Source organism: Streptomyces sp. SAT1, assembly GCF_001654495.1.
GTDB lineage: Bacteria > Actinomycetota > Actinomycetes > Streptomycetales > Streptomycetaceae > Streptomyces > Streptomyces andamanensis.
This window is the reverse complement of the sequence record NZ_CP015849.1, coordinates 4647582-4673835: the sequence shown is the minus strand read 5'-3', so window position 1 is coordinate 4673835 and position 26254 is coordinate 4647582. Positions and strand designations below refer to the sequence as shown.

The following is a 26254-nucleotide window of genomic DNA, read 5'->3' as shown; positions in this document are numbered from 1 at the left end:
AGATCCCGAGGGTGCGCGGCCCGGGAGCCGAGGCAGCGGCCGGCGGCCCGGGGGCGCGCGGACCGTCCCCGTGGCGTCGGTGATGCCGGCGGTGTCGGTGGTGACCGTTACGCTCGCGGGCATGGCTGTCTCCACGTCCCCCGGCGCTCCGCTGCCCGTCGGCGAGGTCTCCCGGCTCATCGGCGGCTGGATCGACCGGCTCGGCGCGGTGTGGGTCGAGGGGCAGATCACGCAGTTGTCGCGGCGGCCGGGCGCGGGCGTGGTCTTCCTGACGCTGCGCGATCCGTCGTACAACATCTCCGTCGGCGTGACCTGCTTCCGCGAGGTGTTCGACGCGGTCGCCGACGTCGTCGGGGAGGGCGCCCGGGTCGTCGTGCACGCCAAGCCCGAGTGGTACGCCCCGCGCGGGCAGCTGTCGCTGCGGGCCGCCGAGATACGGCCGGTCGGCGTCGGCGAGCTGCTGGCCCGCCTGGAGCAGCTGAAGAAGAGCCTGGCGGCGGAGGGTCTTTTCGCGCCGGACCGCAAGAAGTCGCTGCCCTTCCTGCCGCAGCTGATCGGACTGGTGTGCGGCCGGGCCTCCGCCGCCGAGCGGGACGTCCTGGAGAACGCCCGGCACCGCTGGCCCGCCGTCCGCTTCGAGGTACGCAATGTGCCCGTGCAGGGGGTGCACGCCGTCCCGCAGGTCGTGCAGGCCGTCAAAGAGCTGGACGCGCTCGACGAGGTCGATGTGATCGTCGTGGCGCGCGGCGGCGGCAGCGTGGAGGATCTGCTGCCCTTCTCCGACGAGCAGCTCGTCCGCGCGGTCGCCGCCTGCCGTACGCCGGTCGTCTCCGCGATCGGCCACGAGCCGGACACCCCGCTGCTGGACTACGTCGCCGACCTGCGCGCCTCCACGCCCACCGACGCCGCCAAGAAGGTCGTGCCGGACGTCGGCGAGGAGGCCGAGCGGGTACGGCAGTTGCGCGACCGGGCGCGCAGGTGCGTACAGGCGCATGTCGAGCGCGAGGAGCGCGGGCTCGCGCACGCGCTCGCGCGCCCGTGCATGGAGGATCCGCACCGCATGGTCGACGAGCGGGCGGACCATGTGGCCGCGCTGGTGGACCGGAGCCGGCGCACCCTGCGGCATCTGCTGGACCGCGCCGACTCCGAGCTGGCGCACACCCGCGCGCGCGTGGTGGCCCTCTCCCCCGCCGCCACGCTCCGGCGCGGATACGCCGTGCTCCAGCGCGCCGACGGTCATGTGGTCCGCGATCCCGCCGAGGTGACGGCGGACGAGACGCTGCGCGCGCGGGTCTCCGAGGGAGAGTTCACCGTACGGGTCGGCGCGGACGACGACGTGAGCCCGGCGGAAGCAGTCGACACGGCGGGCACGGCGGAAGCGGACCGGCGGCCGGAAGCGGACGCCAACGCTGACACCGGCACCGGCACCGGCACCGGCACCGGCACCGGCACCGGCACCGGCACCGGCACCGACGAATGAACGACATACGAACCCGCACGAACAGGGACGAGCCGACAGGGATGAACGCATGACGGGCGAGGCGGCGGCACCGGCGGACGAGGCGCTGGGCTACGAGCAGGCACGGGACGAGCTGATCGACGTCGTCCGGCGGCTGGAGGCGGGCGGGACGAGCCTGGAGGAGTCCCTCGCCCTGTGGGAGCGCGGCGAGGAACTGGCCAAGGTCTGCCGCCGCTGGCTGGAGGGCGCCCGCGCCCGGCTGGACGCGGCCCTCGCGGAGGAGGCCGCCCAGGACGCGGACGCGGCGGACGGCGGCGAGGAGTAGCGCGCGCGGAGGAGCGCCCCGGCCCGCCCCCTCAGGACGTCTTCAGCGCCTCCGCCATCTTCGTGAGCTGTGCGAAGGACGCGGTGCCCGCGACCACCGTGGTGGCGCCCTTGGCGCCCTCGTTGACCAGGGCGTCGTAGCGGCCGCCGGTGTACCGGGTCCAGGTGCGGCCGGCGATCTCCTGGGTGACCTTGGTGGCCCGGGAGCCCTGGCTGGCGTCGTCGATGAAGTCCTTGCGCTTGGCCGTGGACTGCTCGACGGTGACGTACTGGCCGTCGGGGTCCTGAAAACCGAGGTGCCAGCGGTCGCCCTCGTCGGCGCGGTAGCGGACCGAGGTGGCCTTCCAGGTGTCGGGCAGGCCCTCGGGCGCGGCCACCGGGTAGGCGGCGGCGCGGCGTGCCGTGATCAGTTCCACGCGGTAGTCGACCCGCTTGATGTCGGGGGCGTGATCGTCGTGCGGGACGAAGAGGTAGGCGACCGCCGCGGTCGCCACGATCACGATCAGGGTGAGGATCGTGCCCCGGACTGTCTTCTGCTTGCCGTTCGAGCCTGCCACGCCCCCTATCGTCGCAGGTGCCCGGAGCGCTCATCCGTGGGGTCCCCTGCTCATAGTGCCTACCCGGGGATAGAGTCATGGCCATAACCCTCATCCGGCCGTCGTCGTATCAGAAAGGTGCGCTCCGATGACCGAACATCATCACTTGCCGTCCGAGCTCGACGTTCCCTCCGAAGCTCCCGACCGCAACCTCGCCCTCGAACTGGTCCGGGTGACCGAGGCCGCCGCGATGGCCGCGGGCCGCTGGGTCGGGCGCGGTGACAAGAACGGCGCCGACGGCGCGGCCGTCCGCGCCATGCGCACCCTCGTCTCCACCGTCTCGATGAACGGCGTCGTCGTCATCGGCGAGGGGGAGAAGGACGAGGCCCCGATGCTCTTCAACGGGGAGCGCGTGGGCGACGGGACCGGCCCGGAGGTCGACATCGCCGTCGACCCGATCGACGGCACCACGCTGACCGCCAAGGGCATGCACAACGCGATCGCGGTCCTGGCCGCCACCGAGCGCGGCGCCATGTTCGACCCGTCCGCCGTGTTCTACATGGACAAGCTGGTCACCGGCCCGGAGGCGGCCGACTTCGTCGACATCGACGCGCCGGTGTCGGTGAACATCAAGCGGGTCGCCAAGGCCAAGCGGGCGACGCCCGAGGACGTCACCGTGGTCGTCCTGGACCGGCCGCGGCACGAGGGCATCATCCGGGAGATCCGGGAGACCGGGGCCCGGATCAAGCTGATCTCCGACGGTGACGTCGCCGGTTCGATCCTGGCGCTGCGCGACGGCACCGGCATCGACCTGCTGCTCGGCGTCGGCGGCACGCCCGAGGGCATCATCTCGGCGTGCGCCGTGAAGTGCCTGGGCGGCACCATCCAGGGCAAGCTGTGGCCCAAGGACGACGACGAGCGGCAGCGGGCGCTGGACGCCGGGCACGACCTCGACCGGGTGCTGACCACCGAGGACCTGGTCACCGGCGAGAACGTCTTCTTCGTCGCCACCGGCATCACCGACGGCGAGCTGCTGCGCGGGGTGCGCTACCGCTCGGAGACGGCGACGACCGACTCGATCGTGATGCGCTCCAAGTCGGGCACGGTCCGCCGGATCGACTCCGAGCACCGGCTGAGCAAGCTGCGCGCGTACAGCGCGATCGACTTCGACCGCGCGAAGTAGCGGAGGCCGGCAGGCGGCCCGCGCACGGACGTGTGTACGGCCCCGCCCCGGCCATGGGGGCGCTCCCGGTGCGGAGGGAGCGCCCCGCAGTCGTACCGCGCGCGCCAGTCGTGCCGTACGCGCCAGTCGTGCCGCCCGCGCCGGAGACCGGGCAGCGGCCGGAGGCCGGGAGCGCGCCCGGTGGGTCAGCCGGCCGCCGCTATGCGGCCCGTGGCGCGGGCGGCGTTCTTCAGCTCCACGTCGCGCCGGCGGCGGCGGGCCAGGACGACCCGGCGCTCGGCGGCGGTCAGGCCGCCCCAGACGCCGTACGGCTCGGGCTGGAGCAGCGCGTGCTCGCGGCACTCGACCATCACCGGACAGCGGGCGCAGACCCGCTTGGCGGCCTCCTCGCGCGAGAGCCGGGCGGCGGTGGGCTCCTTCGAGGGCGCGAAGAACAGCCCGGCCTCGTCGCGCCTGCACACCGCCTCGGTGTGCCAGGGTGCGTCTTGGTCCCTGTCTCGCGTCGGCACCCGCTGGGCCGGAACGACGGCGATCTGCGGGGACGAAGGCGGCGGTTGCAGCACGGTCTACTCCTGACGACGGCTTCGCGAGCGAGAGACGATGCAGCAAGGCCTACCCGCTGTGCGCGGGCCTATGCACTCAGTTGTGAACCGGCCGTTTGCTCACAGGTGCTTGCGCACATGCCTGTCGAGTTTGCGCTGCACGCGGTCGAGGATGTCCGCGACGAGCTTGCCGCGCTTGGGCCGCGCCTCCACATTGCCGAGAACGGCCCAGCCGTCGACGTAGACGACGGGGGCGTCGGGGTCGGTGGCGTCCAGCGTGTCCACCTCGAAGTTGCCGAGGACGCCGCCGCCGGTGCCGCGCAACGAGACGTTCTCCGGGACCCGGATCTGGACATCGCCGAAGACCGAGACGGCCTTGATGACGACCTGCTGGTACTCGAAGACCGCCTCGCTGAGGTCGATCTCGACGCTGCCGAAGACCGAGTAGGCGTGCACTCTGCGCCCGGCGCGCCAGCGGCCCCGGCGGGTGGCGGAGCTGAACACCGCCACCACGTTCTCGTCGGCCTGCTGGGGTATGCCGTCCTCGGCCGGGCGCCGGGGGGCGTACGCCGGTGCGGGACGGCCCTGGTGGGCGGCGGGCAGGTCCTGGACGAAGACCTCCAGCTCACCCACCGTCTTCGCGTTCAGCACCCCCTCGACGCGCTCGGCGTGCTCGTCCGCGGTCAGTCGGCCCTCGGCGAGGGCGTCGCGCAGCATGTCGGCGATGCGGTCCCGGTCGGCGTCCGAGGCGCGCAGCTCCGTGACGGGGGGAGCGGTCTGCTTCTGAAGGTCCACGGGAGCAGCGTACCCAAACACGATAGATCGCGACACCTCTGGGGACGAGGAACTGAGCCTGACCTCACAAACCGGTCCCGCGCGGCAGGTCCTACGCTGTTCGGTGCCCGTCGGCGTCGACGGGCGGCCGTCCGCAGAGTGAGGAATGGGCTGAGATGCCTGAGTTCGCGTACACCGATCTGCTCCCCCAGGGTGAGGACACGACCCCGTACCGGCTGGTGACGTCCGAGGGCGTCTCCACCGCCGAGGGGCCCGACGGGCGTACGTTCCTCAAGGTCGAGCCGGATGCGCTGCGCAAGCTGGCCGAGGAGGCGGTCCACGACATCCAGCACTATCTGCGCCCCGCCCACCTCGCCCAGCTGCGGCGCATCGTCGACGACCCGGAGGCCAGCTCCAACGACAAGTTCGTCGCCCTGGACCTGCTGAAGAACGCCAACATCGCCGCCGCCGGTGTCCTGCCCATGTGCCAGGACACCGGAACCGCGATCGTGATGGGCAAGCGCGGCCAGAACGTGCTGACCGAGGGCGGCGACGAGGAGGCCCTCTCCCGCGGCATCTACGACGCCTACACCAGGCTCAACCTGCGCTACTCGCAGATGGCCCCGCTGACCATGTGGGAGGAGAGGAACACCGGCTCCAACCTCCCCGCGCAGATCGAGCTGTACGCCACCGACGGCGGCGCCTACAAGTTCCTGTTCATGGCCAAGGGCGGCGGCAGCGCCAACAAGTCCTTCCTCTACCAGGAGACGAAGGCCGTCCTGAACGAGTCCTCCATGATGAAGTTCCTGGAGGAGAAGATCCGTTCGCTGGGCACGGCCGCCTGCCCGCCGTACCACCTGGCGATCGTGGTCGGCGGCACCAGCGCCGAGTTCGCGCTGAAGACCGCGAAGTACGCCTCCGCGCACTACCTGGACACGATCCCGGCCGAGGGCTCGCCGCTCGGCCACGGCTTCCGGGACAAGGAGCTGGAGGAGAAGGTCTTCGAGCTGACGCAGAGGATCGGCATCGGCGCGCAGTTCGGCGGCAAGTACTTCTGCCACGACGTGCGCGTGGTGCGCCTGCCCCGGCACGGCGCGTCCTGCCCGGTCGCCATCGCCGTCTCCTGCTCGGCCGACCGCCAGGCCGTCGCCAAGATCACCGCCGAGGGCGTGTTCCTGGAGCAGCTGGAGACCGACCCGGCGCGCTTCCTGCCGGACACCACCGACGAGCACCTGGACGAGGCCGGGGACGTCGTGCGCATCGACCTGAACCGGCCGATGGACTCGATCCTCGCCGAGCTGACCAAGTACCCGGTCAAGACCCGGCTGTCGCTCACCGGCCCGCTGGTGGTGGCCCGCGACATCGCGCACGCGAAGATCAAGGAGCGGCTGGACGCGGGCGAGGGCATGCCGCAGTACCTCAAGGACCATCCGGTGTACTACGCCGGTCCGGCCAAGACCCCCGAGGGGTACGCCTCCGGTTCCTTCGGCCCGACCACGGCCGGCCGGATGGACTCCTACGTCGAGCAGTTCCAGGCGGCCGGCGGCTCCAAGGTGATGCTCGCCAAGGGCAACCGCAGCAAGCAGGTCACCGACGCGTGCGACGCGCACGGCGGCTTCTACCTGGGCTCCATCGGCGGCCCGGCGGCCCGGCTCGCCCAGGACTGCATCAAGAAGGTCGAGGTCCTGGAGTACGAGGAGCTGGGCATGGAGGCCGTCTGGAGGATCGAGGTCGAGGACTTCCCGGCGTTCGTCGTCGTGGACGACAAGGGCAACGACTTCTTCCAGGACCCGGCGCCCGCGCCGACGTTCACCAGCATTCCGGTCCGGGGTCCGGGCCTGGCCTGACCGTCCGGTGGGCCGGGCGGGGTGCGACACGCCCTCGTTCGGCCCAGTGACGGAACAACCGCACCGCCCGGCACGCTGTACCCGGTATGAGCGAATACCGTATCGAGCACGACTCCATGGGCGAGGTCAGGGTTCCGGCGGACGCCAAGTGGCGGGCGCAGACGCAGCGGGCCGTGGAGAACTTCCCCGTCTCCGGGCAGCGGATCGAGCGCGCGCACATCGAGGCGCTCGCGCGGATCAAGGGCGCCGCCGCCAAGGTCAACGCGGAACTGGGCGTGCTCGACGAGGACGTCGCGCAGGCGATCAGGTCGGCGGCCGACGAGGTCGCCGAGGGCAAGTGGGACGAGCACTTCCCGGTGGACGTGTTCCAGACGGGTTCCGGCACGTCGTCGAACATGAACACCAACGAGGTGCTGGCCACCCTGGCGACCGAGCGGCTCGGCCGCGACGTGCACCCCAACGACCACGTCAACGCCTCCCAGTCCTCCAACGACGTCTTCCCCTCCTCGATCCACATCGCGGCCACCGCCGCCGTCACCCGGGACCTGATCCCGGCCCTCGACCACCTCGCGGACGCGCTCACGCGCAAGGCCGAGGAGTTCGCGGACGTGGTGAAGTCGGGGCGTACGCACCTGATGGACGCCACGCCCGTCACCCTGGGCCAGGAGTTCGGCGGGTACGCCGCGCAGGTGCGCTACGGCGTGGAGCGGCTGCGGGCCTCGCTGCCCCGGCTGGCCGAGCTGCCGCTGGGCGGCACCGCCGTCGGCACCGGCATCAACACCCCGCCCGGCTTCTCGGCGGCCGTCATCGAGGAGGTGGCCCGCACCACCGGGCTGCCGCTCACCGAGGCCCGCGACCACTTCGAGGCGCAGGGCGCGCGCGACGGGATCGTGGAGACCAGCGGGCAGCTGCGGACCATCGCCGTGGGCCTGACGAAGATCGCCAACGATCTGCGCTGGATGTCCTCCGGGCCGCGCACCGGGCTCGCCGAGATCTCCCTGCCCGACCTCCAGCCCGGCTCCTCGATCATGCCCGGCAAGGTCAACCCGGTCATCCCCGAGGCCGTCCTGATGGTCGCCGCGCAGGTCGTCGGCAACGACGCGACCGTGGCCACCGCGGGCGCCGCCGGCAACTTCGAGCTGAACGTGATGCTGCCGGTCATCGCGAAGAACGTGCTGGAGTCCGTCCGGCTGCTGGCCAACGTCTCCCGGCTGCTGGCCGACCGCACCGTGGACGGTGTCACCGCCCACCGGGAGCGGGCCCGCGAGTACGCCGAGTCCTCCCCGTCGGTGGTCACCCCGCTCAACAAGTACATCGGCTACGAGGAGGCCGCGAAGGTCGCCAAGAAGGCGCTCGCCGAGCAGAAGACGATCCGTCAGGTCGCCCTGGAGAGCGGGTACGTGGAGCGCGGCGACCTCACCGCCGAGCAGCTCGACGAGGCGCTGGACGTGCTGCGCATGACGCGCCCGTGACGGCGCCGCCGCGCGCGTGTGAACCCTGCCGCCCACCGCGGCGCCCGATGCCCGTGCCACCTAATATCTGTCCATGGCAGACGACGACGCGGCGGTGAGCGAAGCGGGAGCGGGCGGCCGGGCGGCCCGCTGGGCGCCCGGGAGCCAGATCCTGTGGCGCTACCGGGAGAACGGCGGCACGGGCTTCCACATCGCGCGGCCCGTGACCGTCGTCCGGGACGACGCCGGGCTGCTCGCGGTGTGGCTGGCGCCGGGCACCGAGTGCGTCAAGCCCGTCCTCGCCGACGGCACGCCCGTCCATCTGGAGCCGCTGGAGTCCCGCTACACCAAGCCGCGCGCGGTGCAGCGGGACCGGTGGTTCGGCACCGGTGTGCTGAAGCTGGCCCGGCCCGGTGAGCCCTGGTCGGTGTGGCTGTTCTGGGAGCCGGGCTGGCAGTTCAAGAACTGGTACGTGAACCTGGAGGAGCCCCTGGCCCGCTGGGCGGGCGGCGTCGACTCCGAGGACCACTTTCTGGACATCTCCGTGCACCCGGACCGCAGTTGGCACTGGCGCGACGAGGACGAGTTCGCCCAGGCCCAGCGGGACGGCCTGATGGACGCCGAGCTGGCCGGAAGGGTACAGGAGGCCGGCCGGGCGGCGGTGGCGGTGATCCGTTCCTGGGGCCCGCCGTTCTGCGAGAACTGGCCGCGGTGGCGACCGGATCCGTCCTGGCCGGTACCGTCACTGCCGCAGGACTGGGATCGTACGCCCGCGCATGTGTCCTCATGAGACCCTTGATGCGCCCCCGGTCGGGAAACGTAGGATCGTCCTCCGCAAGGGCGCAGGGAGGCACATGACCGGCGCAACTTGCGCAGCCGGTGCGGAGTCTGACCGTATGTCACCGAGGGGCGGCAGGACGTGAGCGAGGGGTACGAGGGCACGACCCGAGCGGGCCGCACAGGACCCGCCGGTGGCACAGGAACAGCCTCTGACCACGCCGGAAATCCGTTCCTGGGGCACGTATTCCGGGTATCGGGTCTTCGGCGGGACGAACTGCGCGCCCGGCGCGCAGCCCCGGACGGATGGATTCGACACGCGTGACGGAGCAGCCGACCTCCTTCGAACGCCCTCAGCCGGGCGCCGACCCCACGGAGCCCCGCGGGGCGGTTCTGCGTACCCCCGAACCGCCGCAGGCGGCCTTACCGCTGCAGGCGCGGCCGGAGGACGCGGCACCCTGCCCGGCGGCGCGCGGCGCCGACGGTGAGCCCCCGGCCGCTCCCGTACGCCCCGGCGCGGCGCCCGCCGCGGGCGGGCCGCCCGGACCGGGGCCCGAGCACTCCCAGCCGGTGGCCGCCGAACCGGACCCGCACCGGCCGCGCCCCGTCCCGGAGGGCATCCCCGCCCAGCCGGACGCGGCGGCGCGCACCGCGGAGGACACCGAGGCGGTCTCCGTGACGGCCGACGGCGCCGCCCCCGCGCCGGGCGCCCCCGACCGGCGCGCCCAGGGCGACTCCGACCGCCGTACCGGCCAGGGGCTGCCGCCGGGACGGCCGCTGCCGATGCGGCGCGACGGGGACCGGCTGCGGTTCGTGGGCGCGGCGACGCGGCGCATCGCGCGCGGCATGGACCTGGACGAGATCGTCATGGGGCTGTGCCGGGCGACCGTGCCGACCTTCTCCGACGCGATCCTGGTCTATCTGCGCGAGCCGCTGCCGGTGGGCGACGAACGGCCGGTGGGCCCGCTGGTGCTGCGGCTGCGGCGCACCGACCGGATCCCGTCCGAGCGGGACGCCGAGGTGGGTTTCCTGCCGGTGCCCGCGCCCGAGCAGCCGGCCGAGCTGTCCGTGGTCACCAACGAGCTGTGCGAGGTGCGGCCGGGCAGCGCGCTCGGCGAGGTGCTGCGCGGGGTGCGGCCGGTGTTCACCGACACCCCGTCCGCGGGTGCCGCGCTGGCCGAACTCCTCGGCGAGGGCTCGGAGCTGGCCGTGCCGCGCGGACAGCGCACGATCCTCGCCCCGCTGCGCGGGCGGCGCCGGGTCATCGGCGCGGCGCTCTTCCTGCGCCGCCCGGACCGGCCCGCCTTCGAGGGCGACGACCTGCTGGTCGCCGCCCAGCTCGCCACGCACAGCGCGCTCGGCGTGGACAAGGCCGTGCTGTACGGGCGCGAGGCGTACATCGCCGACGAGCTCCAGCGGACCATGCTCCCGGAGACGCTGCCCCGCCCCACCGGCGTACGGCTGGCGTCGCGCTACCTCCCGGCGGCGGAGACCGCGCGGGTCGGCGGCGACTGGTACGACGCGATCCCGCTGCCCGGCAGCCGGGTCGCCCTGGTCGTCGGGGACGTGATGGGGCACTCCATGACGTCGGCGGCCATCATGGGCCAGCTGCGCACGACCGCGCAGACCCTGGCGGGCCTCGACCTGCCCCCGCAGGAGGTGCTGCACCACCTGGACGAGCAGGCGCAGCGGCTGGGCACCGACCGCATGGCGACCTGTCTGTACGCGGTCTACGACCCGGTCTCGCACCGCATCACCATCGCCAACGCCGGGCATCCACCACCGGTCCTGCTGCATCTGGGCGGCCGGGCCGAGGTGCTGCGGGTGCCGCCGGGCGCGCCGATCGGCGTCGGCGGGGTGGACTTCGAGGCGGTGGAGCTGGACGCGCCGGCCGGCGGCACACTGCTGCTGTACACCGACGGTCTGGTGGAGTCCCGGCTGCGGGACGTGTGGACCGGCATAGAGCAGCTGCGCGAGAAGCTGGCCGCGACCGCGCAGCTCACCGGCCCGGACCATCCGCCGCCGCTGGAAGCCCTGTGCGACGAGGTGCTGGACATGCTCGGTCCGGGCGACCGGGACGACGACATCGCGCTGCTCGCCGCCCGCTTCGACGGGATCGCGCCGAGCGACGTGGCGTACTGGTTCCTGGAGCCGGAGGACTCCGCGCCGTCCCGGGCCCGCCGCCTGGCCCGCCGGGCGCTGTCCCGCTGGGGTCTGGAGGAGCTGACCGACTCGGTGGAGCTGCTGGTCAGCGAGGTCGTCACCAACGCCGTGCGGTACGCCTCGCGGCCGGTGACGCTGCGGCTGCTCCGCACCGACGTGCTGCGCTGCGAGGTCGGCGACGACGTGCCGCAACTGCCGCGGCTGCGGCAGGCGCGCGCCACCGACGAGGGCGGCCGGGGCCTGTACCTGGTGAACCGGCTGGCCCGGCGCTGGGGCGCGACCCGGCTGAGCACCGGCAAGGTGGTCTGGTTCGAGCTGCACCGCGGCCAGTCGTAGGGACACGGACGGAGAGCCGGGAGCGGGACATCCCCCGGGGATGTCCCGCTCCCGGCTCTCCGCCGTCGTGCCGCCGGTCAGTCGGCGGGCTGCCGGTCGTGCAGCTGGTGCTGGTCGTGCAGCTGGTCGTCCGGGTCCGGCGGGTTCCCGGCGGTGCTGCTGTCGGACGGGTCGGGCGCGGTCGGCGACTTCGACGGCGACTGCGACGGGCTGTGGCTCGGCGACTGCGACGGCGAGTGGCTGGGCGACTGCGACGACTGCGTCGGGGCGTGGCTCGGCGACTGCGAGGGCGACTGCGACGGCGAGTGGCTGGGCGACTGGGACGACGTCGGCGGCCGGCTGGGCGACTGCTTGGCCGCGCCCTGCGTGGTGTCCAGGTCGAACTTGCTGGTGTCGCCCATGACGCCGAAGGTGTACTCGGCCCAGATCTGCGCCGGGTAGCCACCGCCGTTGATCCGGCCGCTGCCCGGGATCAGGCCGGTGGCACCGGCCAGGCTCACATGCCGGTACGGCGCCACCGGCTCCTCGCCGAAGAGGCCGACCGAGGTGACCAGGCCGGGCGTGTAGCCGGTGAACCAGGCGGACTTGTTCTCGTCGGAGGTACCCGTCTTGCCGGCGACCTGCTGGTCCTCGCGCAGCGGGTTGTCGGCCACCGAGGTCTTCGCCGTACCGTCGTCGACCACGCCGGTCAGCACCGAGGTGACCGTGTCGGCCGCCTCCCGGGTGATGGCCTGGCCGCCGACCGCGTCGGGCATCTCCACCTTGCGGGTGCCGTTCTCGGCCGAGGCGACGATGGTCGGGGTGACCTTCTTGCCGTGGTTGTCGAGGGTGGCGTAGATCGCCGCCATCTCCAGCGGGCTGGCGCCCATGGAGCCGAGCGTCTGGGCGGGCACGGCCTGCATGCCCTTGGTGTCCATGCCGAGCTTGTCCGCGACGGACATCACGTTCTTCATGCCGACGTCGATGCCCATCTGCGCGAAGACGGAGTTGACCGACTTGTTCATCGCGGACTGGACGGTGATCTGGCCGTAGCTGACGTGGTCCTCGTTGGGCGGCCCGAAGCCGACCTTGGTGCCGTGGTCCACGGCCTGCCGGCCGCTGGTGCCGTCGTAGACGGTGTTGGCGTCGATCGGCAGGCCGTCCTGCGTCTTGGCCTCCTCGTCCAGGGCGGCGGCGAGGATCACCGGCTTGAAGGTGGAGGCCGGCTGGAAGTCGCGCCGGGTGGCGTTGCTGGAGTAGTGCTTGAAGTAGTCCTGGCCGCCGTACAGGGCGACGATCTTGCCCGTCTTGGGGTCGACGGAGACCGCGCCCGCCTGGACGTTCTTGTCGGCCTTGCGCTTCTTCGGGTCCAGCTTGCCGGTGAGCTGCTTCTTGACGGCGCTCTCCAGCGCGGCCTGCTTCTTCTTGTCGATGTTGACCGTGATGGTCCAGCCGCGGTCGACGACGGCCGCCTCGGCCTGGGCCTGGGTGATGCCCTGTTCCTTCATCAGCTGCTGTTCGAGCTGCTTGTTGGCCAGGTCGATCAGATAGCCCTTCTGGCCGCCGAGGCCCGGCGCGCCCCTGGGCTCCTTCGGCACCGGGAACTTCATGGCCTTGCGCTTGGCGGCGTCGAGCCAGTGCTGGCCGACCATGTTGTCCAGGACGTAGTTCCAGCGGGCCTGCACCAGCCGCTTGCCGTTGGGGCCGGCCACCGCCCAGTCGTACTGGCTCGGCGCCTGGAGCAGCGCGGCGAGGTAGGCGCCCTGTTCGACGGTCAGATGCTGCGCGTCCACGCGGTAGTACGCCTGCGCGGCGGCCTGGACGCCATAGGCGCCGCGGCCGTAGTAGCTGGTGTTGATGTATCCGGCGAGGATCTCGTCCTTGGACTCGCGCCGGTCCACCTTCAGCGAGATGACCAGTTCCTTCAGCTTGCGCGTGACGGTCTGGTCCTGGGTGAGGTAGTAGTTCTTGACGTACTGCTGGGTGATCGTCGAACCGCCCTGGGTGCCCTTGCCGGTCAGCGTGTTGAGCAGACCGCGGGCGGTGCCCTTCAGGTCGACGCCGGAGTCGTGGTAGAAGGACTTGTTCTCGGCGGCGACGAACGTGTGCTGGACGTCCTTGGGCACCTTGTCCAGCGACACGCTCTCGCGGTTGACCTCGCCGTCCCGGGCGAGGACGGTGCCGTCGCTGTACTTGTAGACGTTGCTCTGCCGCTCGGCGGCGGCGTTGCCCTGCGGGATGTCCACGAGCATGTAGAGCACGACGAAGGCGCCGATGCCGAGCAGGCAGACGCCGAGGACCGTGCCGAGGATCTTCTTCCAGGTGAACAGCCGGCGTATGAGGCTCTTCTTCGCCTTGGCGGGCCGGGCCGCCGCGCGCCGGGCCGCGGCCCGGCCGCCCGGGGCACCGCCCGCGGGTCCGGTCCCGGCACCGGACTGCGCACTGCCGCCTCCGACACCGGCCGCCGGCGTCCCGGACGAGCGCCTGGGCGCCGCGCGGCGGCCACCGCGCTGTCGCGCTCGTCTCTCTTCCGCTCGTCCCATGCGTCCGTCCGCTCCGCTTCCGTCTCGGCTGTCACTTGCGTACGACGTTCAGATCAGCTCAGAAAACTAACACCGCTCTCTGTGACAAAGGGCCCCCGATCCGTGCTTTTACGGACGTGACAATCAGCACCCGCCGCCAAGTGAACCGACGTCCGGGGCCGGTTGAGGGTTGCCGTGAGCCGATAAAGTGATATCACTTAGATAAGCAGATGCTTTCGCGTTCCACTCTGCCCGCTCTGACCGCTACGACTGCTCCGACTGCTCCGACTGCTCTGTTCCTATCCACTCCTGACGTCCACGAGAAACGGGGGATCCACCATGCCCGCACCCACCCCACCCGCGGTGACCACGGCAGACGCACCCGAGATGCCCGCGCCCCGGGTCCGGGAGTTCACCGCGCACAGCATCAAGGGCGGCCTCGCCCTGCTGCTCGGGCTGCTCGGGCTGCTGATCGCCGGTGCGCTGATCCCGGCCGGCGCCGCCGTGACCGCCACCGGCGCCAAGGCCGCGCTGATCACCGTCGGCGTGCTCGTCGGCGTCGCGGCGCTGTTCTCCATGTGCGGACTGAACACCGTGGCGCCGGGCGAGGCCCGCGTCGTCCAGCTCTTCGGGCGCTACCGGGGCACCATCCGCGAGGACGGCCTGCGCTGGGTGAACCCGCTCACCTCCCGGGAGAAGATCTCCACCCGGGTGCGCAACCACGAGACCGCCGTGCTGAAGGTCAACGACGCCTACGGCAACCCGATCGAGCTGGCCGCGGTCGTGGTGTGGAACGTCCAGGACACCGCGCAGGCGTCCTTCGAGGTGGACAACTACCTGGAGTTCGTCTCCACCCAGACCGAGGCGGCGGTGCGCCACATCGCCATCGAGTACCCCTACGACGCCCACGACGAGGACGAGCTGTCGCTGCGCGGCAACGCCGAGGAGATCACCGAGAAGCTCGCCGTCGAACTGCACGCGCGCGTGGAGGCCGCCGGTGTGCGGATCATCGAGTCCCGCTTCACCCATCTCGCGTACGCTCCCGAGATCGCCTCCGCGATGCTCCAGCGCCAGCAGGCCGGCGCGGTCGTCGCGGCCCGGCGGGAGATCGTGGACGGCGCGGTCGGCATGGTCGAGGCGGCGCTCAGCCGGATCGCCGAGCAGGACATCGTGGAACTCGACGAGGAGCGGAAGGCGGCGATGGTGTCGAACCTGATGGTCGTGCTGTGCGGGGACCGGGCGCCCCAGCCCGTCCTCAACACCGGGACGCTCTACCAGTGACCTCCGCGACGGATCCGTCCGAGGGAGCCGCCCCCCGGCGGCGGCCGCAGCAGCGCAAGCAGGTGCTGCTGCGGCTGGACCCGTCGGTCTACGACGCGCTCGCACGCTGGGCCTCCGACGAGCTGCGGTCGGCCAACGCCCAGATCGAGTTCCTGCTGCGCCGCGCCCTCGCCGAGGCGGCCCGCCTGCCGGGCGAGACCGGCCCCCTGCCGCGCCGCGGCCGGCCCCCGCGGAGCACCCCGCCGCGCCCGCAGTAGCCCTCCGGTTCCGCTCGGGGCCGCCCTCCCTCCCGGCGCCGCCCGCCGCCCGTAGCGGAAACGTGACAATAGGCCCTGACCTGGGCTTTCACCCCCTCATCCGCCCTCCCGAGATCCTCTGCACACTGGGCGTATACATGGTGTGTATACGCGGTGTGTAGAGTGCTCCGCATGTCCATCGGTCACACCCTCCTGGGTCTCCTGGAGTCCGGGCCACGCCACGGCTACGACCTGAAGCGGGCCTTCGACGAGACGTTCGGTCACGACCGGCCGCTGCACTACGGCCAGGTCTACTCGACGATGTCGCGGCTGCTGAAGAACGGCCTCGTCGAAGTCGACGGGATCGAGGCCGGCGGCGGCCCCGAACGCAAGCGCTACGCCATCACCGAGGCCGGCATCACCGATGTCGAGCAGTGGCTGGCCACCCCCGAGAAGCCCGAGCCGTACCTCCAGTCGACCCTCTACACCAAGGTCGTCCTGGCGCTGCTCACCGAGCGCGACGCGGCCGACGTCCTCGACACCCAGCGCAGCGAGCACCTGCGCAGCATGCGGATCCTCACCGACCGCAAGCGCAAGGGCGACCTGGCCGACCAGCTGATCTGCGACCATGCCCTGTTCCATCTGGAGGCCGACCTGCGGTGGCTCGAACTCACCGCCGCGCGCCTCGAAAAACTCCGTGAGGCGGTGACCCGGTGACTCCTCCCCCCGGCTCCCTGTTGTCTGCCGAGAACCTGTACAAGGCCTACGGCGCCACCCCCGCGCTGGACGGCGCCGACTTCTCCATCCACCCCGGCGAGGTCGTCGCGGTGATGGGCCCCTCCGGCTCCGGCAAGTCCACGCTGCTGCACTGCCTGGCCGGGATCGTCACCCCGGACTCGGGCTCGATCCTCTACGACGGCCGTGAGCTGTCCACCATGACCGACACCCAGCGCAGCGCGCTCAGGCGGTCGGAGTTCGGCTTCGTCTTCCAGTTCGGCCAGCTCGTGCCCGAGCTGACCTGCGTGGAGAACGTCGCCCTTCCGCTGCGGCTGAACGGCACCCCGCGCAAGGAGGCCGAGCGCGCCGCGCTGAAGTGGATGAGCCGCCTGGAGGTCGACGACCTCGCCAAGAAGCGGCCCGGCGAGGTCTCCGGCGGTCAGGGGCAGCGCGTCGCCGTCGCCCGCTCGCTGGTCACCGGCCCGCGGGTGCTGTTCGCCGACGAGCCGACCGGCGCCCTCGACTCGCTCAACGGCGAGCGCGTGATGGAACTGCTCACCGAGGCCGCCCGGTCCACCAACGCCGCCGTCGTGCTGGTCACGCACGAGGCACGGGTGGCCGCGTACTCCGACCGCGAGATCGTCGTCCGCGACGGCAAGTCCCGTGACATGGAGCGCATCGTATGAACGCCCGCCAGTGGGCCCGCGATCTCAGCATGGGCGCCAAGTTCGCCTTCACCGGCGGGCGCGAGGGCTGGACCCGGGTGCTCCTGACGGCCGTCGGCGTCGGACTCGGTGTGGCGCTGCTGCTGCTGACCACCGCGATCCCCGACGCGCTGTCGGTGCGCCACCAGCGCGACGAGGCCCGCTCCGACTACACGTACAGCCAGAAGGTGCCGGCCAAGGCCGACAACACCTTCGTCATCTCCGACATCGACACCACGTACAAGGACAAGGAGATCCGCGGCCGCCTGGTGGAGCCGGAAGGCCCGCGGGCCGCGCTTCCCCCGGGGGTCGGCGCGTACCCGGCGGTGGGCGACATGGTCGTCTCCCCCGCGCTGAAGAAGCTGCTGGAGTCCGGTGACGGCGAACTGCTGCGCAAGCGGCTGCCGTACCGGATCGCCGGGACGATCGCCGAGGACGGGCTGATCGGCTCGCAGGAACTCGCCTACTACGCGGGGGCCCAGGGCCTCGCGCCGTACATGGACGGCTGGAAGACGGCCCGGATCACCGAGTACGGCTCCCCGAACCGGTTGCCCGAGAAGCAGGACCCGGTGCTGATCCTGCTGGTGCTGGTCGTCTTCGTGGTGCTGCTGATGCCGGTGGCCGTGTTCATCACGGCGGCCGTGCGCTTCGGCGGCGAGCGGCGCGACCGCAGGCTGGCCGCGCTGCGGCTGGTCGGTTCCGACAGCCGGATGACCCGCCGGATCGCGGCGGGCGAGGCGCTGGCGGGCTCGCTGCTCGGACTGGTCTTCGGTACGGTCTTCTTCCTGATCGGCCGTGAGGCGGCGGGTTCGGTGGAGGTCGTCGGGATCAGCGTGTTCCCCAGCTACCTCAACCCGACGCCCGCGCTGGCCGCGCTGGTCGCCGTCGCCGTCCCGGCAGCGGCGGTGCTGGTCACCCTGCTCGCACTGCGCGGTGTGGTCATCGAACCGCTCGGCGTGGTCCGCACGGCCAAGCCCTCGCGGCGCCGCCTGTGGTGGCGGCTGGTGCTGCCGGTGGCCGGTCTGGCGATGCTCGCCCCGATGATCGGCAAGGGCCGCGGCGACGGCGACTTCAACCAGTACCTGGTCTCCGGCGGTGTCGTCCTGCTGCTGGTCGGCGTGACCGCGCTGCTGCCGTGGATCGTGGAGGCGGTCGTCGCCCGGCTGGGCAGCGGCTCGGTCTCCTGGCAGCTCGCCGTGCGGCGGCTCCAGCTCAGCAGCGGCACCGCGGCCCGCACCGTGAACGGCATCTCGGTCGCGGTGGCCGGCGCCATCGCCCTCCAGATGCTCTTCGCGGGCGTCGAGGGCGACTACACCAAGGCGTCGAAGAACGACCTGGACCGGGCCCAGATCCAGGTGCAGCTCTCGCACGGGGTCGCCACCGACCCGGCCGTCGCCGACTTCAAGGCGACCCGGGGCGTGACCCGGGCGGTCGCCCTGTCGGGCGCCAACGTCAGCGCCACGTCCCACACGGCGGCCGACGGACCCCAGCAGAGCTCCGAGGTCACCATCGGCGACTGCGCCTCCCTGCGCGAGGTGGCGAAGCTGCCCACCTGCCGCGACGGCGACGTCTTCGTCGTCCAGGGCGTCGACTACGACACCGACACCCCGGCGCTCGCCAAGCCCGGCAGGAAGCTCTTCATGGACAGCTCCCAGGGCGTGGAACCCGGCAGCGAGGTGCGCTGGACCGTGCCGAAGGGCCTGAAGGCGGTGCACGCCATCAAGGACCCCACGGGGATGGAGCACGGCGGCTTCCTGCTGACCCGCGGCGCGGTGCCGGCGGCGGTCGCGAAGAAGGCCGGCGCGCAGGTCTACGTCTCGCTCGACGAGTCGGTGCGCGACGCCCGCGACCAGGTGCGCAACACCGCCGCGCGCGTGGACCGGCTGGCCGACGTGATGACCTGGTCGCGCAGCGAGGAGTCCAAGAAGTTCGCCTCGATCCGCACCGGGCTGCTGGTCGGCGCGGTCTGTGTGCTGGCGCTGATCGGCGCGAGCCTGCTGGTGTCCCAGCTGGAGCAGTTGCGCGAGCGCCGGAAGCTGCTGTCGGCGCTGGTCGCCTTCGGCACCCGGCGGCGCACGCTGAGCCTGTCCGTGCTGTGGCAGACGATCGTCCCGATCACGCTGGGACTGCTGCTGTCCCTGGCGGTGGGCCTCACGCTGGGCGTGGTCCTGCTGAAGATGACGGCCACGACCGTCGGCATCGACTGGACGAGCGTGCTGACCATGACCGGCATGGGCGCGGCGATCGCACTCGCGGTCGCGGTCCTCAGCCTGCCGCCGCTGCTGCGCATGATGCGCCCGGAGGGCCTGCGTACGGAGTGACCTCCGTCCGGCTCACCGGCTCACCGGCCCTGGGCCCCTCCCCGCACCGGGGAGGGGCCCAGGGCCGTTCTACCCGGTCAGGCCCCGGTGTCCAGGACCCGGACCGGCAGGGCGCGCAGGTCGGTGCGCAGGGCGGTGGCGAGCTGGGTGTACTCGGCGGCGCGGGCGGCGCCGGTGCGCATGGCCAGGGCGATCCGGCGGGCCGGGGCGGGATCGGCGAAGTAGCCGGTGAGGAGCTGGTTGCTGCGGGAGATCTCCACCTTGAGCGCGGTGCGCGGCAGCAGGGTGCAGCCCAGGCCCCCGGCGACGAGCTGGACCAGGGTGGACAGACCGGCGGCGGTGGTGGTCACCGGGGCGTCCTCGCGCCCGGCCTCGCGGCAGATGTCCAGCGCCTGGTCGCGCAGGCAGTGGCCCTCGTCCAGGAGCAGCAGGTTCAGTTCCCTGAGGGACTCGCGGGGTATGCCCTCGCGGCCGCCGAGCCGGTGGTCGAGCGGGGTGACCAGCACGAAGTCCTCGTCGAACAGCGGGAGTTCGGTGACGCCGGGAACGCCGAGCGGCACGGCGAGCAGCAGCAGGTCGAGGCGTCCGCCGGACAGCCCGTCCAGCAGGCTCGCGGTCTGCTCCTCGTGGACCTGGAGGTCGAGGTCGGGATAGCGGTCGTGGACCAGGCGCAGGACCGTGGGCAGCAGATAGGGCGCGACGGTGGGGATGACGCCGAGCCGCAGGACGCCGGTGAAGGGCGCCCGGACCGCCTCGGCGTCCTCGATCAGCGCGCCGACCTCGTCCAGGACCGCCTTGGCCCGCACGGCGAGGCGTTCACCGGCGGGCGAGAGCAGCACCTTCCGGGTCGTACGCTCCACCAGCGTGACGCCGAGGGTCTCCTCCAGGGCGGAGACGGCACCGGAGAGCGCCGGCTGGCTCATGCCGATCGCGGCGGCGGCGTCCCGGAAGTGCAGATGCTCGGCGACGGCCGCGAAGGCGCGGAGCTGGGAGAGGCTGGGCAGGGGCCTGCGCCGTGCGGCATTACCGACAGTCACTGATAACTACCTCCGATCAACACGACCGAGTGTAGCTATTTCCGTAATCAATCGAGTCTGTGCCAACATCATCAAGGTCCAACCCATGGGAAACACGAGCAATACCCGTGTTTCTTCGCTGCAAGGAGAGCGTGTGCTCACTGTCGGTGACAAGTTCCCCGAGTTCGAACTGACCGCCTGCGTCTCGCTGGAGAAGGGCGCCGAGTTCGAGAAGATCGACCACAAGACCTACGAGGGCAAGTGGAAGGTGATCTTCGCCTGGCCCAAGGACTTCACCTTCGTGTGCCCGACCGAGATCGCCGCCTTCGGCAAGCTGAACGACGAGTTCGCCGACCGCGACGCCCAGATCCTCGGCTTCTCCGGTGACTCGGAGTTCGTCCACCACGCCTGGCGCAAGGACCACGACGACCTGCGCGACCTGCCCTTCCCGATGATGGCCGACTCCAAGCACGAGCTGATGCGCGAGCTGGGCATCGAGGACGAGGACGGCTTCGCCAAGCGCGCGGTCTTCGTCGTGGACCAGAACAACGAGATCCAGTTCTCCATGGTGACGGCGGGCTCGGTCGGCCGTAACCCCAAGGAGGTCCTGCGGGTCCTGGACGCGCTCCAGACGGACGAGCTGTGCCCGTGCAACTGGAGCAAGGGCGACGAGACCCTCGACCCGGTCGCGCTGCTGGCTGGTGAGTGAGGCATGTCCCTCGACTCCCTGAAGGCCGCGGTCCCGGACTACGCCAAGGACCTGAAGCTCAACCTCGGCTCGGTCATCGGCAACAGCGACCTGCCCGCGCAGCAGCTGTGGGGCACGGTGCTGGCCACGGCCATCGCCTCGCGTTCGCCGATCGTGCTGCGCGAGCTGGAGCCGGAGGCGAAGGCCAACCTCACGCCGGAGGCGTACACGGCGGCCAAGTCCGCCGCCGCGATCATGGCGATGAACAACGTCTTCTACCGCACCCGGCACCTGCTGTCGGACCACGAGTACGGCACCCTGCGCGCCGGGCTGCGGATGAACGTCATCGGCAACCCCGGTGTCGACAAGACCGACTTCGAGCTGTGGTCCTTCGCCGTCTCGGCGATCAACGGCTGCGGCATGTGCCTGGACTCGCACGAGCAGGTGCTGCGCAAGGCGGGCGTCGACCGTGAGGTCGTCCAGGAAGCCTTCAAGATCGCCTCGGTCGTGCAGGCCGTCGGTGTGACGCTGGAGGCGGAGGCCGTCCTTTCCGAGTGAGGTCGCGCATACGTCCGAAGGGCCCCATCCGCCGTGCGGGTGGGGCCCTTCGCCGTGCGGCGGGCGGCCGGCGCTACGGGAGCGGCGGTCCCAGGCGCAGGGTCAGACCGCCGTCGTCGGCGCCGTGTTCCCGGACCGTCCAGGTGCGGGCGGGCAGCCGGGTGCCCGCGCGGGTGGTGTACGCCTCGACGGCGAGGGCCGCCTCGCCCGCCTCGGAGACCAGTACCTCGGCCGCCGTCTCCTCCCCGTCGGCGAAGCGCAGCCGCAGTCCGCAGGGCCGCGGTGCGGTGAGGCCGTCGACGCGCACCCGGGCGCCGGGGAAGAGATGGGTGTGGCCGACATGCGCCTCGGTCATGGGGCCCTGCCCTCCTGTCGGTTCCTGCCCTCCGGCCGCGCGGGGCGCGCGCTCCGGCGCGTCCGGCCCCGGACCGTACGGTCGCGACAGCCGTAGGGACGCGGGCCGCGCGGCCTCGGGTCGTACGGCTGCGTCCGTGGTGTCCGCCGTCCGCGGCGGGGCCGCACCGGAGCCATCGTCACCCGGGGCCCGCCGGCGCGCACGCCGACGCCCCCCCCGCCGTGCGCTACGTCTCCTCGATGGCGGGCGGCGGGGTCTGCGCCGGGCCGTCCGGCAGAGTGCCCGTGGAGGGCGGGGTGACCCCGGGCGGCACGGCCGGTGCGGACGGCTCCGCCGGGGCCGCCGTGACGGGAAGGGCCGCCGGTGCGCCGACTACGGCGGTCGCGGCCGGCGCGCCCGTCGGCCGCTGCTGCGTCTGCCGCAGCGCCGCCTTCCGGGCGTACTGGCGCAGATAGCCGACCACCGTGTTGGTCACCGCCACCAGCGGCACGGCCACCACCGCGCCGCCGATCCCGGCGACCAGACCGCCCGCCGCGACGGAGAGCACCACGGCCAGCGGATGCACCCGCACCGCGCGGCCCAGGATGAACGGCTGGAGGATGTGTCCCTCGATCTGCTGCACGGCGAGCACGACGACGAGCGTCATCACCGCGGTGAACACCCCCTGGGTGACCAGCGCGACCACCACCGCGAGCGCACCGGACACCACCGCGCCGACCAGCGGGATGAAGGCGAACAGGAAGATGAACACGGCCAGCGGCACCGCCATCGGCACGTTCAGGAAGTAGATCCCGAGCCCGATGAAGATCGCGTCGATCATGGCCACGATCACCGTGCCGCGCACATACGCCGTCAGCGTGCGCCAGGCGCGCGGACCGGCCCCGGCCACGCCCGGACGGGCCGCCGCCGGCACCAGCTTCAGCGTCCACTCCCAGATGCGCCGTCCGTCGTAGAGCAGGAACAGCGTCGAGAACATGGTCAGCAGGATCCCGGTCAGGGCCTCCACGATGACCGTGACGCCCTCAAGTCCGGCCGACGTTATCTGGTCGGTGTTGGCGCCGATGGCGTCCCTCAGGCTCTTGGCGATCTGGTTGATCTGCTTGTCGGTGACGTGGAAGGGGCTGTTCAGCAGCCACTTGCGCAGATCGTCGATGCCGGCCTGGATCTGGTTGGAGAGGTTGTCGATGTTCTCCATGACCTGCCAGGTCACGAACCAGCCGATCAGGCCCATGATGACGAAGCCGAGGATCGCGGTGAGCGCGGTGGCCGGTCCGCGCGGCAGCCCGTAGCGGCGCAGCCGGGCCACGGTGGGCTGGAGCAGCGCCGTGATCAGCAGCGCGGCGACGAAGGCCAGCACCACGAGCTGGACGGCGCTGATCACCTTCATCAGCACCCAGACGGTGCCGGCGAGGACGAGGACGCGCCAGCCGGCCTCGGCGGCCACCCGCACGCCCCAGGGCACGGCCTGAGCGGGGTCGGGGCGGACCGGGACGACCGTCACGTGTTCGGGTTCGGCGGCCGGTACCGGTTCGGCGGGGCGCTCGGGACCGGGCCCGGTGTGTTCCTGCTCCACCTCGGCCCGCCGCTCGTCCAACCGCTCACCCATCTCGGTCAGTCCGGCGCCGAGCCGGCCGAGCCATTGTGGAACTCGCGACATGATCCGTCCTCTTCCCCCGTCTCTGACCACCACGCCCCCTGGAGTCGTTGCGACAGACGCTACATGGCAAAAGCCCCTCCCCCTAGGACGGGGAGGGGCTGCGCCAGGTTGAGCTCGACGGGCAGCTCAGTAGCTGTGGTTCGCCATCCAGTACGACCAGGCACCGCACGGGCTGCCGTAGCGGACGTTCATGTAGTTGAGGCCCCACTTGATCTGAGTGGCCGGGTTGGTCTGCCAGTCGGCGCCCGCGGAGGCCATCTTGCCCGCGGGCAGCGCCTGGACGAGGCCGTACGCGCCCGAGGAGGGATTGACCGCCCGGTAGTTCCAGGTGGACTCGTGGTCCACGATGTTGCTGAAGCACTGGAACTGGCCGCTCGGCACGATCTGCCGGGCGATCGCCTGCACCTGGGCCACGGTGTAGGAGCCCTGGGCGGGGAAGTCGGAGGCGTCCCGGGTGCTGCGGGTGGTCGCCTTCTCGCGCTCCTCCCGCTCCTTGGCCTCCTGGGCCGCCTTCTCGGCGTCCTTCTTCTTGGCGATCGCGGTCTCGGCGGCTGCCTTGCGGGCCGCCTCCTCGGCGTCCTTCTTGGCGTCGGCGTCCGCGGCGATGGCCTGGACGTCCGCCTGCTGCGTCAGGGACGCGGTCTGCACGGGGGCCTGCTGGCCCACCGGGATGTCCGCGAGGAGTGTGGCGTCGGCTGCCGTCGCCTCGACGTCGTTGTTCTGGGCGGTGCTGCCCGAGGCAACACCGACGACGCTTCCGACAGCGGTGACCGCGGTGGCGGAGGCCACTGCGAATCCCCGGACCGAGATCCGGCTCACACGGTTTCCTTCCAGCATCGCCCGCCTCGGTGACCCTGGCGGACGCGATCGTGCCCCTGGCACTGGCCTCCCAACTGCGGGGTCACGGAGGCACGGGCCCGGTGCGCAACTCCCCCTACGGGAAGCGCCGCGTGCTGCTTCGGGCGGCATACGACGACGTTATGGAGTTGACGGTGGTGCTCAGGGGGCGCGGTGCCGCTGGGGGCACAGCTGTGTCGTATGCGGGGGCCTGACAGGAAGGAGACTCTGCCGCAACCCGACGCCGCGAGGCAATTCTGCGTTGCGTGGGAAAGCTCACACCCCGTTCGGCCCACGGGATTTCGGGAATGACCCACGCACGGCAGCGCCGCCCGGCTAGGCTCTCGGCCTTTGCCGGACGGCGCCGACTCCCGTACAAGCCCCCCGTAACAGGACAGGGGTGCGAAGCGGGGTCAGATGTGCCCGTCCTCCAGCATCTCGGTCACCAGGGCCGCGATCTGCGACCGCTCGGAACGGGTCAGGGTGACATGCGCGAAGAGCGGATGCCCCTTCAGTTTCTCCACCACGGCGACGACTCCGTCGTAGCGGCCGACCCGCAGGTTGTCCCGCTGCGCCACGTCATGGGTGAGCACCACCCGGGAGTCCGCGCCGATCCGGGACAGCACCGTCAGCAGGACGTTGCGCTCCAGGGACTGCGCCTCGTCCACGATGACGAACGCGTCGTGCAGGGACCGGCCGCGGATGTGGGTGAGCGGCAGCACCTCCAGCATGCCGCGCGCGGTGACCTCCTCGATGACCTCGCGCGAGGTGACCGCCGACAGCGTGTCGAAGACGGCCTGCGCCCACGGGCTCATCTTCTCCGCCTCGGTGCCGGGCAGATAGCCCAGCTCCTGCCCGCCGACCGCGTACAGCGGGCGGAAGACCATCACCTTCTGGTGCTGACGGCGCTCCAGCACCGCCTCCAGACCGGCGCACAGGGCGAGCGCCGACTTGCCGGTGCCGGCCCGGCCGCCCATCGACACGATCCCGATGTCCGGGTCGAGCAGCAGATCGAGCGCGATCCGCTGCTCGGCACTGCGGCCCTTGATGCCGAAGACCTCGCGGTCCCCGCGCACCAGCCGGACGTCGCCGTCGGGGGTGACCCGCCCGAGGGCCTTGCCGCGCTCCGAATGGATCGTCAGCCCGGTGTGCACGGGCAGCGCGGCGGCCTCGGGGACATGGACGCGGCCCTCCTCGAAGAGGGCGTCCACCTGCTCGGCGGGGAGCGTGAGTTCGGACATCCCGGTCCAGCCGGAGGCGTCCGTGATGGCGAGTTCCGCCCGGTACTCCTCGGCGAGCAGCCCCACCGAGGACGCCTTGATCCGCAGCGGCAGGTCCTTCGAGACGACGGTGACGTCGTACCCCTCGGCCTGGAGGTTGCGGGCGACCGCGAGGATGCGGGAGTCGTTGTCCCCCAGGCGGTAGCCGGTGGGCAGCACGCTGGGGTCCGAGTGGTTCAGCTCGACCCGGATCGTGCCGCCGAGGTCCCCGATCGGGATGGGGGCGTCGAGGCGACCGTGCCGGACCCGGTAGTCGTCCAGCAGGCGCAGCGCCTGCCGGGCGAAATAGCCGAGTTCGGGATGGTGCCGCTTGGCCTCCAGTTCCGTGACCACGACGATGGGGAGCACGACCTCGTGCTCGTCGAAGCGGGTCAGGGCGTTCGGGTCCGCCAGCAGGACGCTGGTGTCGAGGACGTAGGTGCGCCGGTCTGGCTTGTGGCGCTTTGTGCTGGTCACCACGGAAGGACGTACCCCCTCGGATGAGGTCGGGGAGCGACGAGGTGGATGCCGGGCCGGGAGAGCGGGGGCATCGGGGCCGGACGCCGGCCGCGATGCGCGGGCCGGTGACCGGCCCGCCACGTCTTCGTCCGCGCTGTGACCGCACGGTCGGGCTGGTGCAAGGGGCCTCCCGGGCGGACGGCCCCGAGCCGCCCGCTGAGATCCGACACCCGTGGTTCGGGTGTCGACCTGTCTGGCTTATGCCCTCGAACA

The 26254-nt window shown here is 71.8% G+C and carries 23 protein-coding genes; 14 read left to right on the top strand and 9 right to left on the bottom strand.

Features of this window, described 5'->3' with window-relative positions; all coding sequences use genetic code 11:
- The first annotated feature begins 121 nt into the window (after nucleotides 1–121).
- Complete coding sequence (gene xseA, locus A8713_RS20290) at nucleotides 122–1480, top strand: exodeoxyribonuclease VII large subunit (protein WP_237305426.1); 1359 nt, start codon at nucleotides 122–124, stop codon at nucleotides 1478–1480.
- Nucleotides 1481–1529: 49 nt separating this feature from the next.
- The gene (locus A8713_RS20285) at nucleotides 1530–1784 is read left to right on the top strand and encodes an exodeoxyribonuclease VII small subunit (RefSeq protein ID WP_064534994.1); all 255 of its coding nucleotides are present in this window, start codon (nucleotides 1530–1532) and stop codon (nucleotides 1782–1784) included.
- 31 nt (nucleotides 1785–1815) lie between these two features.
- Here the strand turns inward: A8713_RS20285 and A8713_RS20280 are convergent, their stop codons facing one another.
- The gene (locus tag A8713_RS20280; RefSeq protein WP_064534993.1) at nucleotides 1816–2340 is read right to left on the bottom strand and encodes a DUF4245 domain-containing protein; all 525 of its coding nucleotides are present in this window, start codon (nucleotides 2338–2340) and stop codon (nucleotides 1816–1818) included.
- 127 nt (nucleotides 2341–2467) lie between these two features.
- Here A8713_RS20280 and glpX point away from each other — a divergent pair, with 127 nt between their 5' ends.
- A complete protein-coding gene (glpX, locus tag A8713_RS20275; protein WP_018565175.1) occupies nucleotides 2468–3502 on the top strand; it encodes a class II fructose-bisphosphatase in 1035 nt (344 codons plus the stop codon).
- A gap of 185 nt (nucleotides 3503–3687) precedes the next feature.
- On the opposite strand, the gene A8713_RS20270 is transcribed toward glpX, so the two are convergent.
- Together A8713_RS20270 and A8713_RS20265 are read right to left on the bottom strand one after the other, a co-directional pair.
- Nucleotides 3688–4065 (bottom strand): WhiB family transcriptional regulator, encoded by a 378-nt coding sequence (locus A8713_RS20270; RefSeq protein WP_037888025.1) that lies wholly within the window; start codon nucleotides 4063–4065, stop codon nucleotides 3688–3690.
- Nucleotides 4066–4164: 99 nt separating this feature from the next.
- Complete coding sequence (locus A8713_RS20265) at nucleotides 4165–4839, bottom strand: DUF1707 SHOCT-like domain-containing protein (protein WP_107440677.1); 675 nt, start codon at nucleotides 4837–4839, stop codon at nucleotides 4165–4167.
- Between the two features lie 155 nt (nucleotides 4840–4994).
- On the opposite strand from A8713_RS20265, the gene A8713_RS20260 reads away from it, so the two are divergent.
- The 4 genes from A8713_RS20260 to A8713_RS20245 all read left to right on the top strand — a co-directional run bounded on the left by A8713_RS20260 (nucleotide 4995) and on the right by A8713_RS20245 (nucleotide 11392).
- Nucleotides 4995–6665: a fumarate hydratase gene (locus A8713_RS20260; RefSeq protein ID WP_064534991.1), complete on the top strand. Its 1671-nt coding sequence runs from the start codon at nucleotides 4995–4997 to the stop codon at nucleotides 6663–6665.
- 86 nt (nucleotides 6666–6751) lie between these two features.
- Entirely contained in the window at nucleotides 6752–8137 is a 1386-nt protein-coding gene (locus tag A8713_RS20255) for a class II fumarate hydratase (protein ID WP_064534990.1), read from the top strand.
- A gap of 73 nt (nucleotides 8138–8210) precedes the next feature.
- Complete coding sequence (gene fomD / locus A8713_RS20250) at nucleotides 8211–8906, top strand: cytidylyl-2-hydroxypropylphosphonate hydrolase (protein ID WP_064534989.1); 696 nt, start codon at nucleotides 8211–8213, stop codon at nucleotides 8904–8906.
- A 308-nt stretch (nucleotides 8907–9214) separates the two neighbouring features.
- Nucleotides 9215–11392 carry a SpoIIE family protein phosphatase gene (locus A8713_RS20245; protein ID WP_064534988.1) on the top strand — a complete coding sequence of 726 codons (2178 nt, stop codon included), beginning with the start codon at nucleotides 9215–9217 and terminating at the stop codon, nucleotides 11390–11392.
- 77 nt (nucleotides 11393–11469) lie between these two features.
- Here the strand turns inward: A8713_RS20245 and A8713_RS20240 are convergent, their stop codons facing one another.
- Nucleotides 11470–13914 carry a transglycosylase domain-containing protein gene (locus A8713_RS20240; protein WP_064534987.1) on the bottom strand — a complete coding sequence of 815 codons (2445 nt, stop codon included), beginning with the start codon at nucleotides 13912–13914 and terminating at the stop codon, nucleotides 11470–11472.
- A 318-nt stretch (nucleotides 13915–14232) separates the two neighbouring features.
- Between A8713_RS20240 and A8713_RS20235 the strand changes: the two genes are divergently transcribed.
- The 5 genes from A8713_RS20235 (at nucleotide 14233) to A8713_RS20215 (ending at nucleotide 19152) form a co-directional block, all read left to right on the top strand.
- The gene (locus A8713_RS20235) at nucleotides 14233–15174 is read left to right on the top strand and encodes an SPFH domain-containing protein (protein ID WP_064534986.1); all 942 of its coding nucleotides are present in this window, start codon (nucleotides 14233–14235) and stop codon (nucleotides 15172–15174) included.
- Entirely contained in the window at nucleotides 15171–15431 is a 261-nt protein-coding gene (locus A8713_RS20230) for a hypothetical protein (protein ID WP_064534985.1), read from the top strand. The genes A8713_RS20235 and A8713_RS20230 overlap by 4 nt, the downstream gene beginning before the upstream one ends.
- Nucleotides 15432–15602: 171 nt before the next feature.
- The gene (locus A8713_RS20225) at nucleotides 15603–16127 is read left to right on the top strand and encodes a PadR family transcriptional regulator (protein WP_026252091.1); all 525 of its coding nucleotides are present in this window, start codon (nucleotides 15603–15605) and stop codon (nucleotides 16125–16127) included.
- Nucleotides 16124–16813, top strand: a complete 690-nt coding sequence (locus tag A8713_RS20220) for an ABC transporter ATP-binding protein (RefSeq protein ID WP_064534984.1) — start codon at nucleotides 16124–16126, stop codon at nucleotides 16811–16813. Before A8713_RS20225 ends, A8713_RS20220 begins: the two co-directional genes overlap by 4 nt.
- Nucleotides 16810–19152, top strand: a complete 2343-nt coding sequence (locus A8713_RS20215) for an ABC transporter permease (protein WP_064534983.1) — start codon at nucleotides 16810–16812, stop codon at nucleotides 19150–19152. Before A8713_RS20220 ends, A8713_RS20215 begins: the two co-directional genes overlap by 4 nt.
- A 77-nt stretch (nucleotides 19153–19229) precedes the next feature.
- On the opposite strand, the gene A8713_RS20210 is transcribed toward A8713_RS20215, so the two are convergent.
- Nucleotides 19230–20189 (bottom strand): LysR substrate-binding domain-containing protein, encoded by a 960-nt coding sequence (locus tag A8713_RS20210; RefSeq protein WP_064534982.1) that lies wholly within the window; start codon nucleotides 20187–20189, stop codon nucleotides 19230–19232.
- A 133-nt stretch (nucleotides 20190–20322) separates the two neighbouring features.
- On the opposite strand from A8713_RS20210, the gene A8713_RS20205 reads away from it, so the two are divergent.
- Both A8713_RS20205 and A8713_RS20200 read left to right on the top strand, forming a co-directional pair.
- A complete protein-coding gene (locus tag A8713_RS20205) occupies nucleotides 20323–20877 on the top strand; it encodes a peroxiredoxin (RefSeq protein WP_064534981.1) in 555 nt (184 codons plus the stop codon).
- A 3-nt stretch (nucleotides 20878–20880) separates the two neighbouring features.
- Nucleotides 20881–21414, top strand: coding sequence for an alkyl hydroperoxide reductase (locus A8713_RS20200; RefSeq protein ID WP_064534980.1), 534 nt, complete (start codon nucleotides 20881–20883; stop codon nucleotides 21412–21414).
- Between the two features lie 73 nt (nucleotides 21415–21487).
- On the opposite strand, the gene A8713_RS20195 is transcribed toward A8713_RS20200, so the two are convergent.
- The 4 genes from A8713_RS20195 to A8713_RS20180 form a co-directional block, all read right to left on the bottom strand.
- Nucleotides 21488–21769, bottom strand: a complete 282-nt coding sequence (locus A8713_RS20195) for a hypothetical protein (protein ID WP_064534979.1) — start codon at nucleotides 21767–21769, stop codon at nucleotides 21488–21490.
- Between the two features lie 226 nt (nucleotides 21770–21995).
- A complete protein-coding gene (locus A8713_RS20190) occupies nucleotides 21996–23426 on the bottom strand; it encodes an AI-2E family transporter (protein ID WP_064534978.1) in 1431 nt (476 codons plus the stop codon).
- A gap of 126 nt (nucleotides 23427–23552) precedes the next feature.
- Entirely contained in the window at nucleotides 23553–24245 is a 693-nt protein-coding gene (locus A8713_RS20185; RefSeq protein ID WP_064534977.1) for a transglycosylase SLT domain-containing protein, read from the bottom strand.
- 431 nt (nucleotides 24246–24676) lie between these two features.
- Nucleotides 24677–26002, bottom strand: a complete 1326-nt coding sequence (locus tag A8713_RS20180; RefSeq protein ID WP_064534976.1) for a PhoH family protein — start codon at nucleotides 26000–26002, stop codon at nucleotides 24677–24679.
- Between the last annotated feature and the right edge of the window lie 252 nt (nucleotides 26003–26254).

Coding starts and splice junctions, on each gene's coding strand:
- xseA (WP_237305426.1), top strand. CDS start 122: ATGGCTGTCTCCACGTCCCCCGGCGCTCCGCTGCCCGTCGGCGAGGTC.
- A8713_RS20285 (WP_064534994.1), top strand. CDS start 1,530: ATGACGGGCGAGGCGGCGGCACCGGCGGACGAGGCGCTGGGCTACGAG.
- glpX (WP_018565175.1), top strand. CDS start 2,468: ATGACCGAACATCATCACTTGCCGTCCGAGCTCGACGTTCCCTCCGAA.
- A8713_RS20260 (WP_064534991.1), top strand. CDS start 4,995: ATGCCTGAGTTCGCGTACACCGATCTGCTCCCCCAGGGTGAGGACACG.
- A8713_RS20255 (WP_064534990.1), top strand. CDS start 6,752: ATGAGCGAATACCGTATCGAGCACGACTCCATGGGCGAGGTCAGGGTT.
- fomD (WP_064534989.1), top strand. CDS start 8,211: ATGGCAGACGACGACGCGGCGGTGAGCGAAGCGGGAGCGGGCGGCCGG.
- A8713_RS20240 (WP_064534987.1), bottom strand. CDS start 13,914: ATGGGACGAGCGGAAGAGAGACGAGCGCGACAGCGCGGTGGCCGCCGC.
- A8713_RS20235 (WP_064534986.1), top strand. CDS start 14,233: ATGCCCGCACCCACCCCACCCGCGGTGACCACGGCAGACGCACCCGAG.
- A8713_RS20225 (WP_026252091.1), top strand. CDS start 15,603: ATGTCCATCGGTCACACCCTCCTGGGTCTCCTGGAGTCCGGGCCACGC.
- A8713_RS20215 (WP_064534983.1), top strand. CDS start 16,810: ATGAACGCCCGCCAGTGGGCCCGCGATCTCAGCATGGGCGCCAAGTTC.
- A8713_RS20200 (WP_064534980.1), top strand. CDS start 20,881: ATGTCCCTCGACTCCCTGAAGGCCGCGGTCCCGGACTACGCCAAGGAC.
- A8713_RS20195 (WP_064534979.1), bottom strand. CDS start 21,769: ATGACCGAGGCGCATGTCGGCCACACCCATCTCTTCCCCGGCGCCCGG.
- A8713_RS20190 (WP_064534978.1), bottom strand. CDS start 23,426: ATGTCGCGAGTTCCACAATGGCTCGGCCGGCTCGGCGCCGGACTGACC.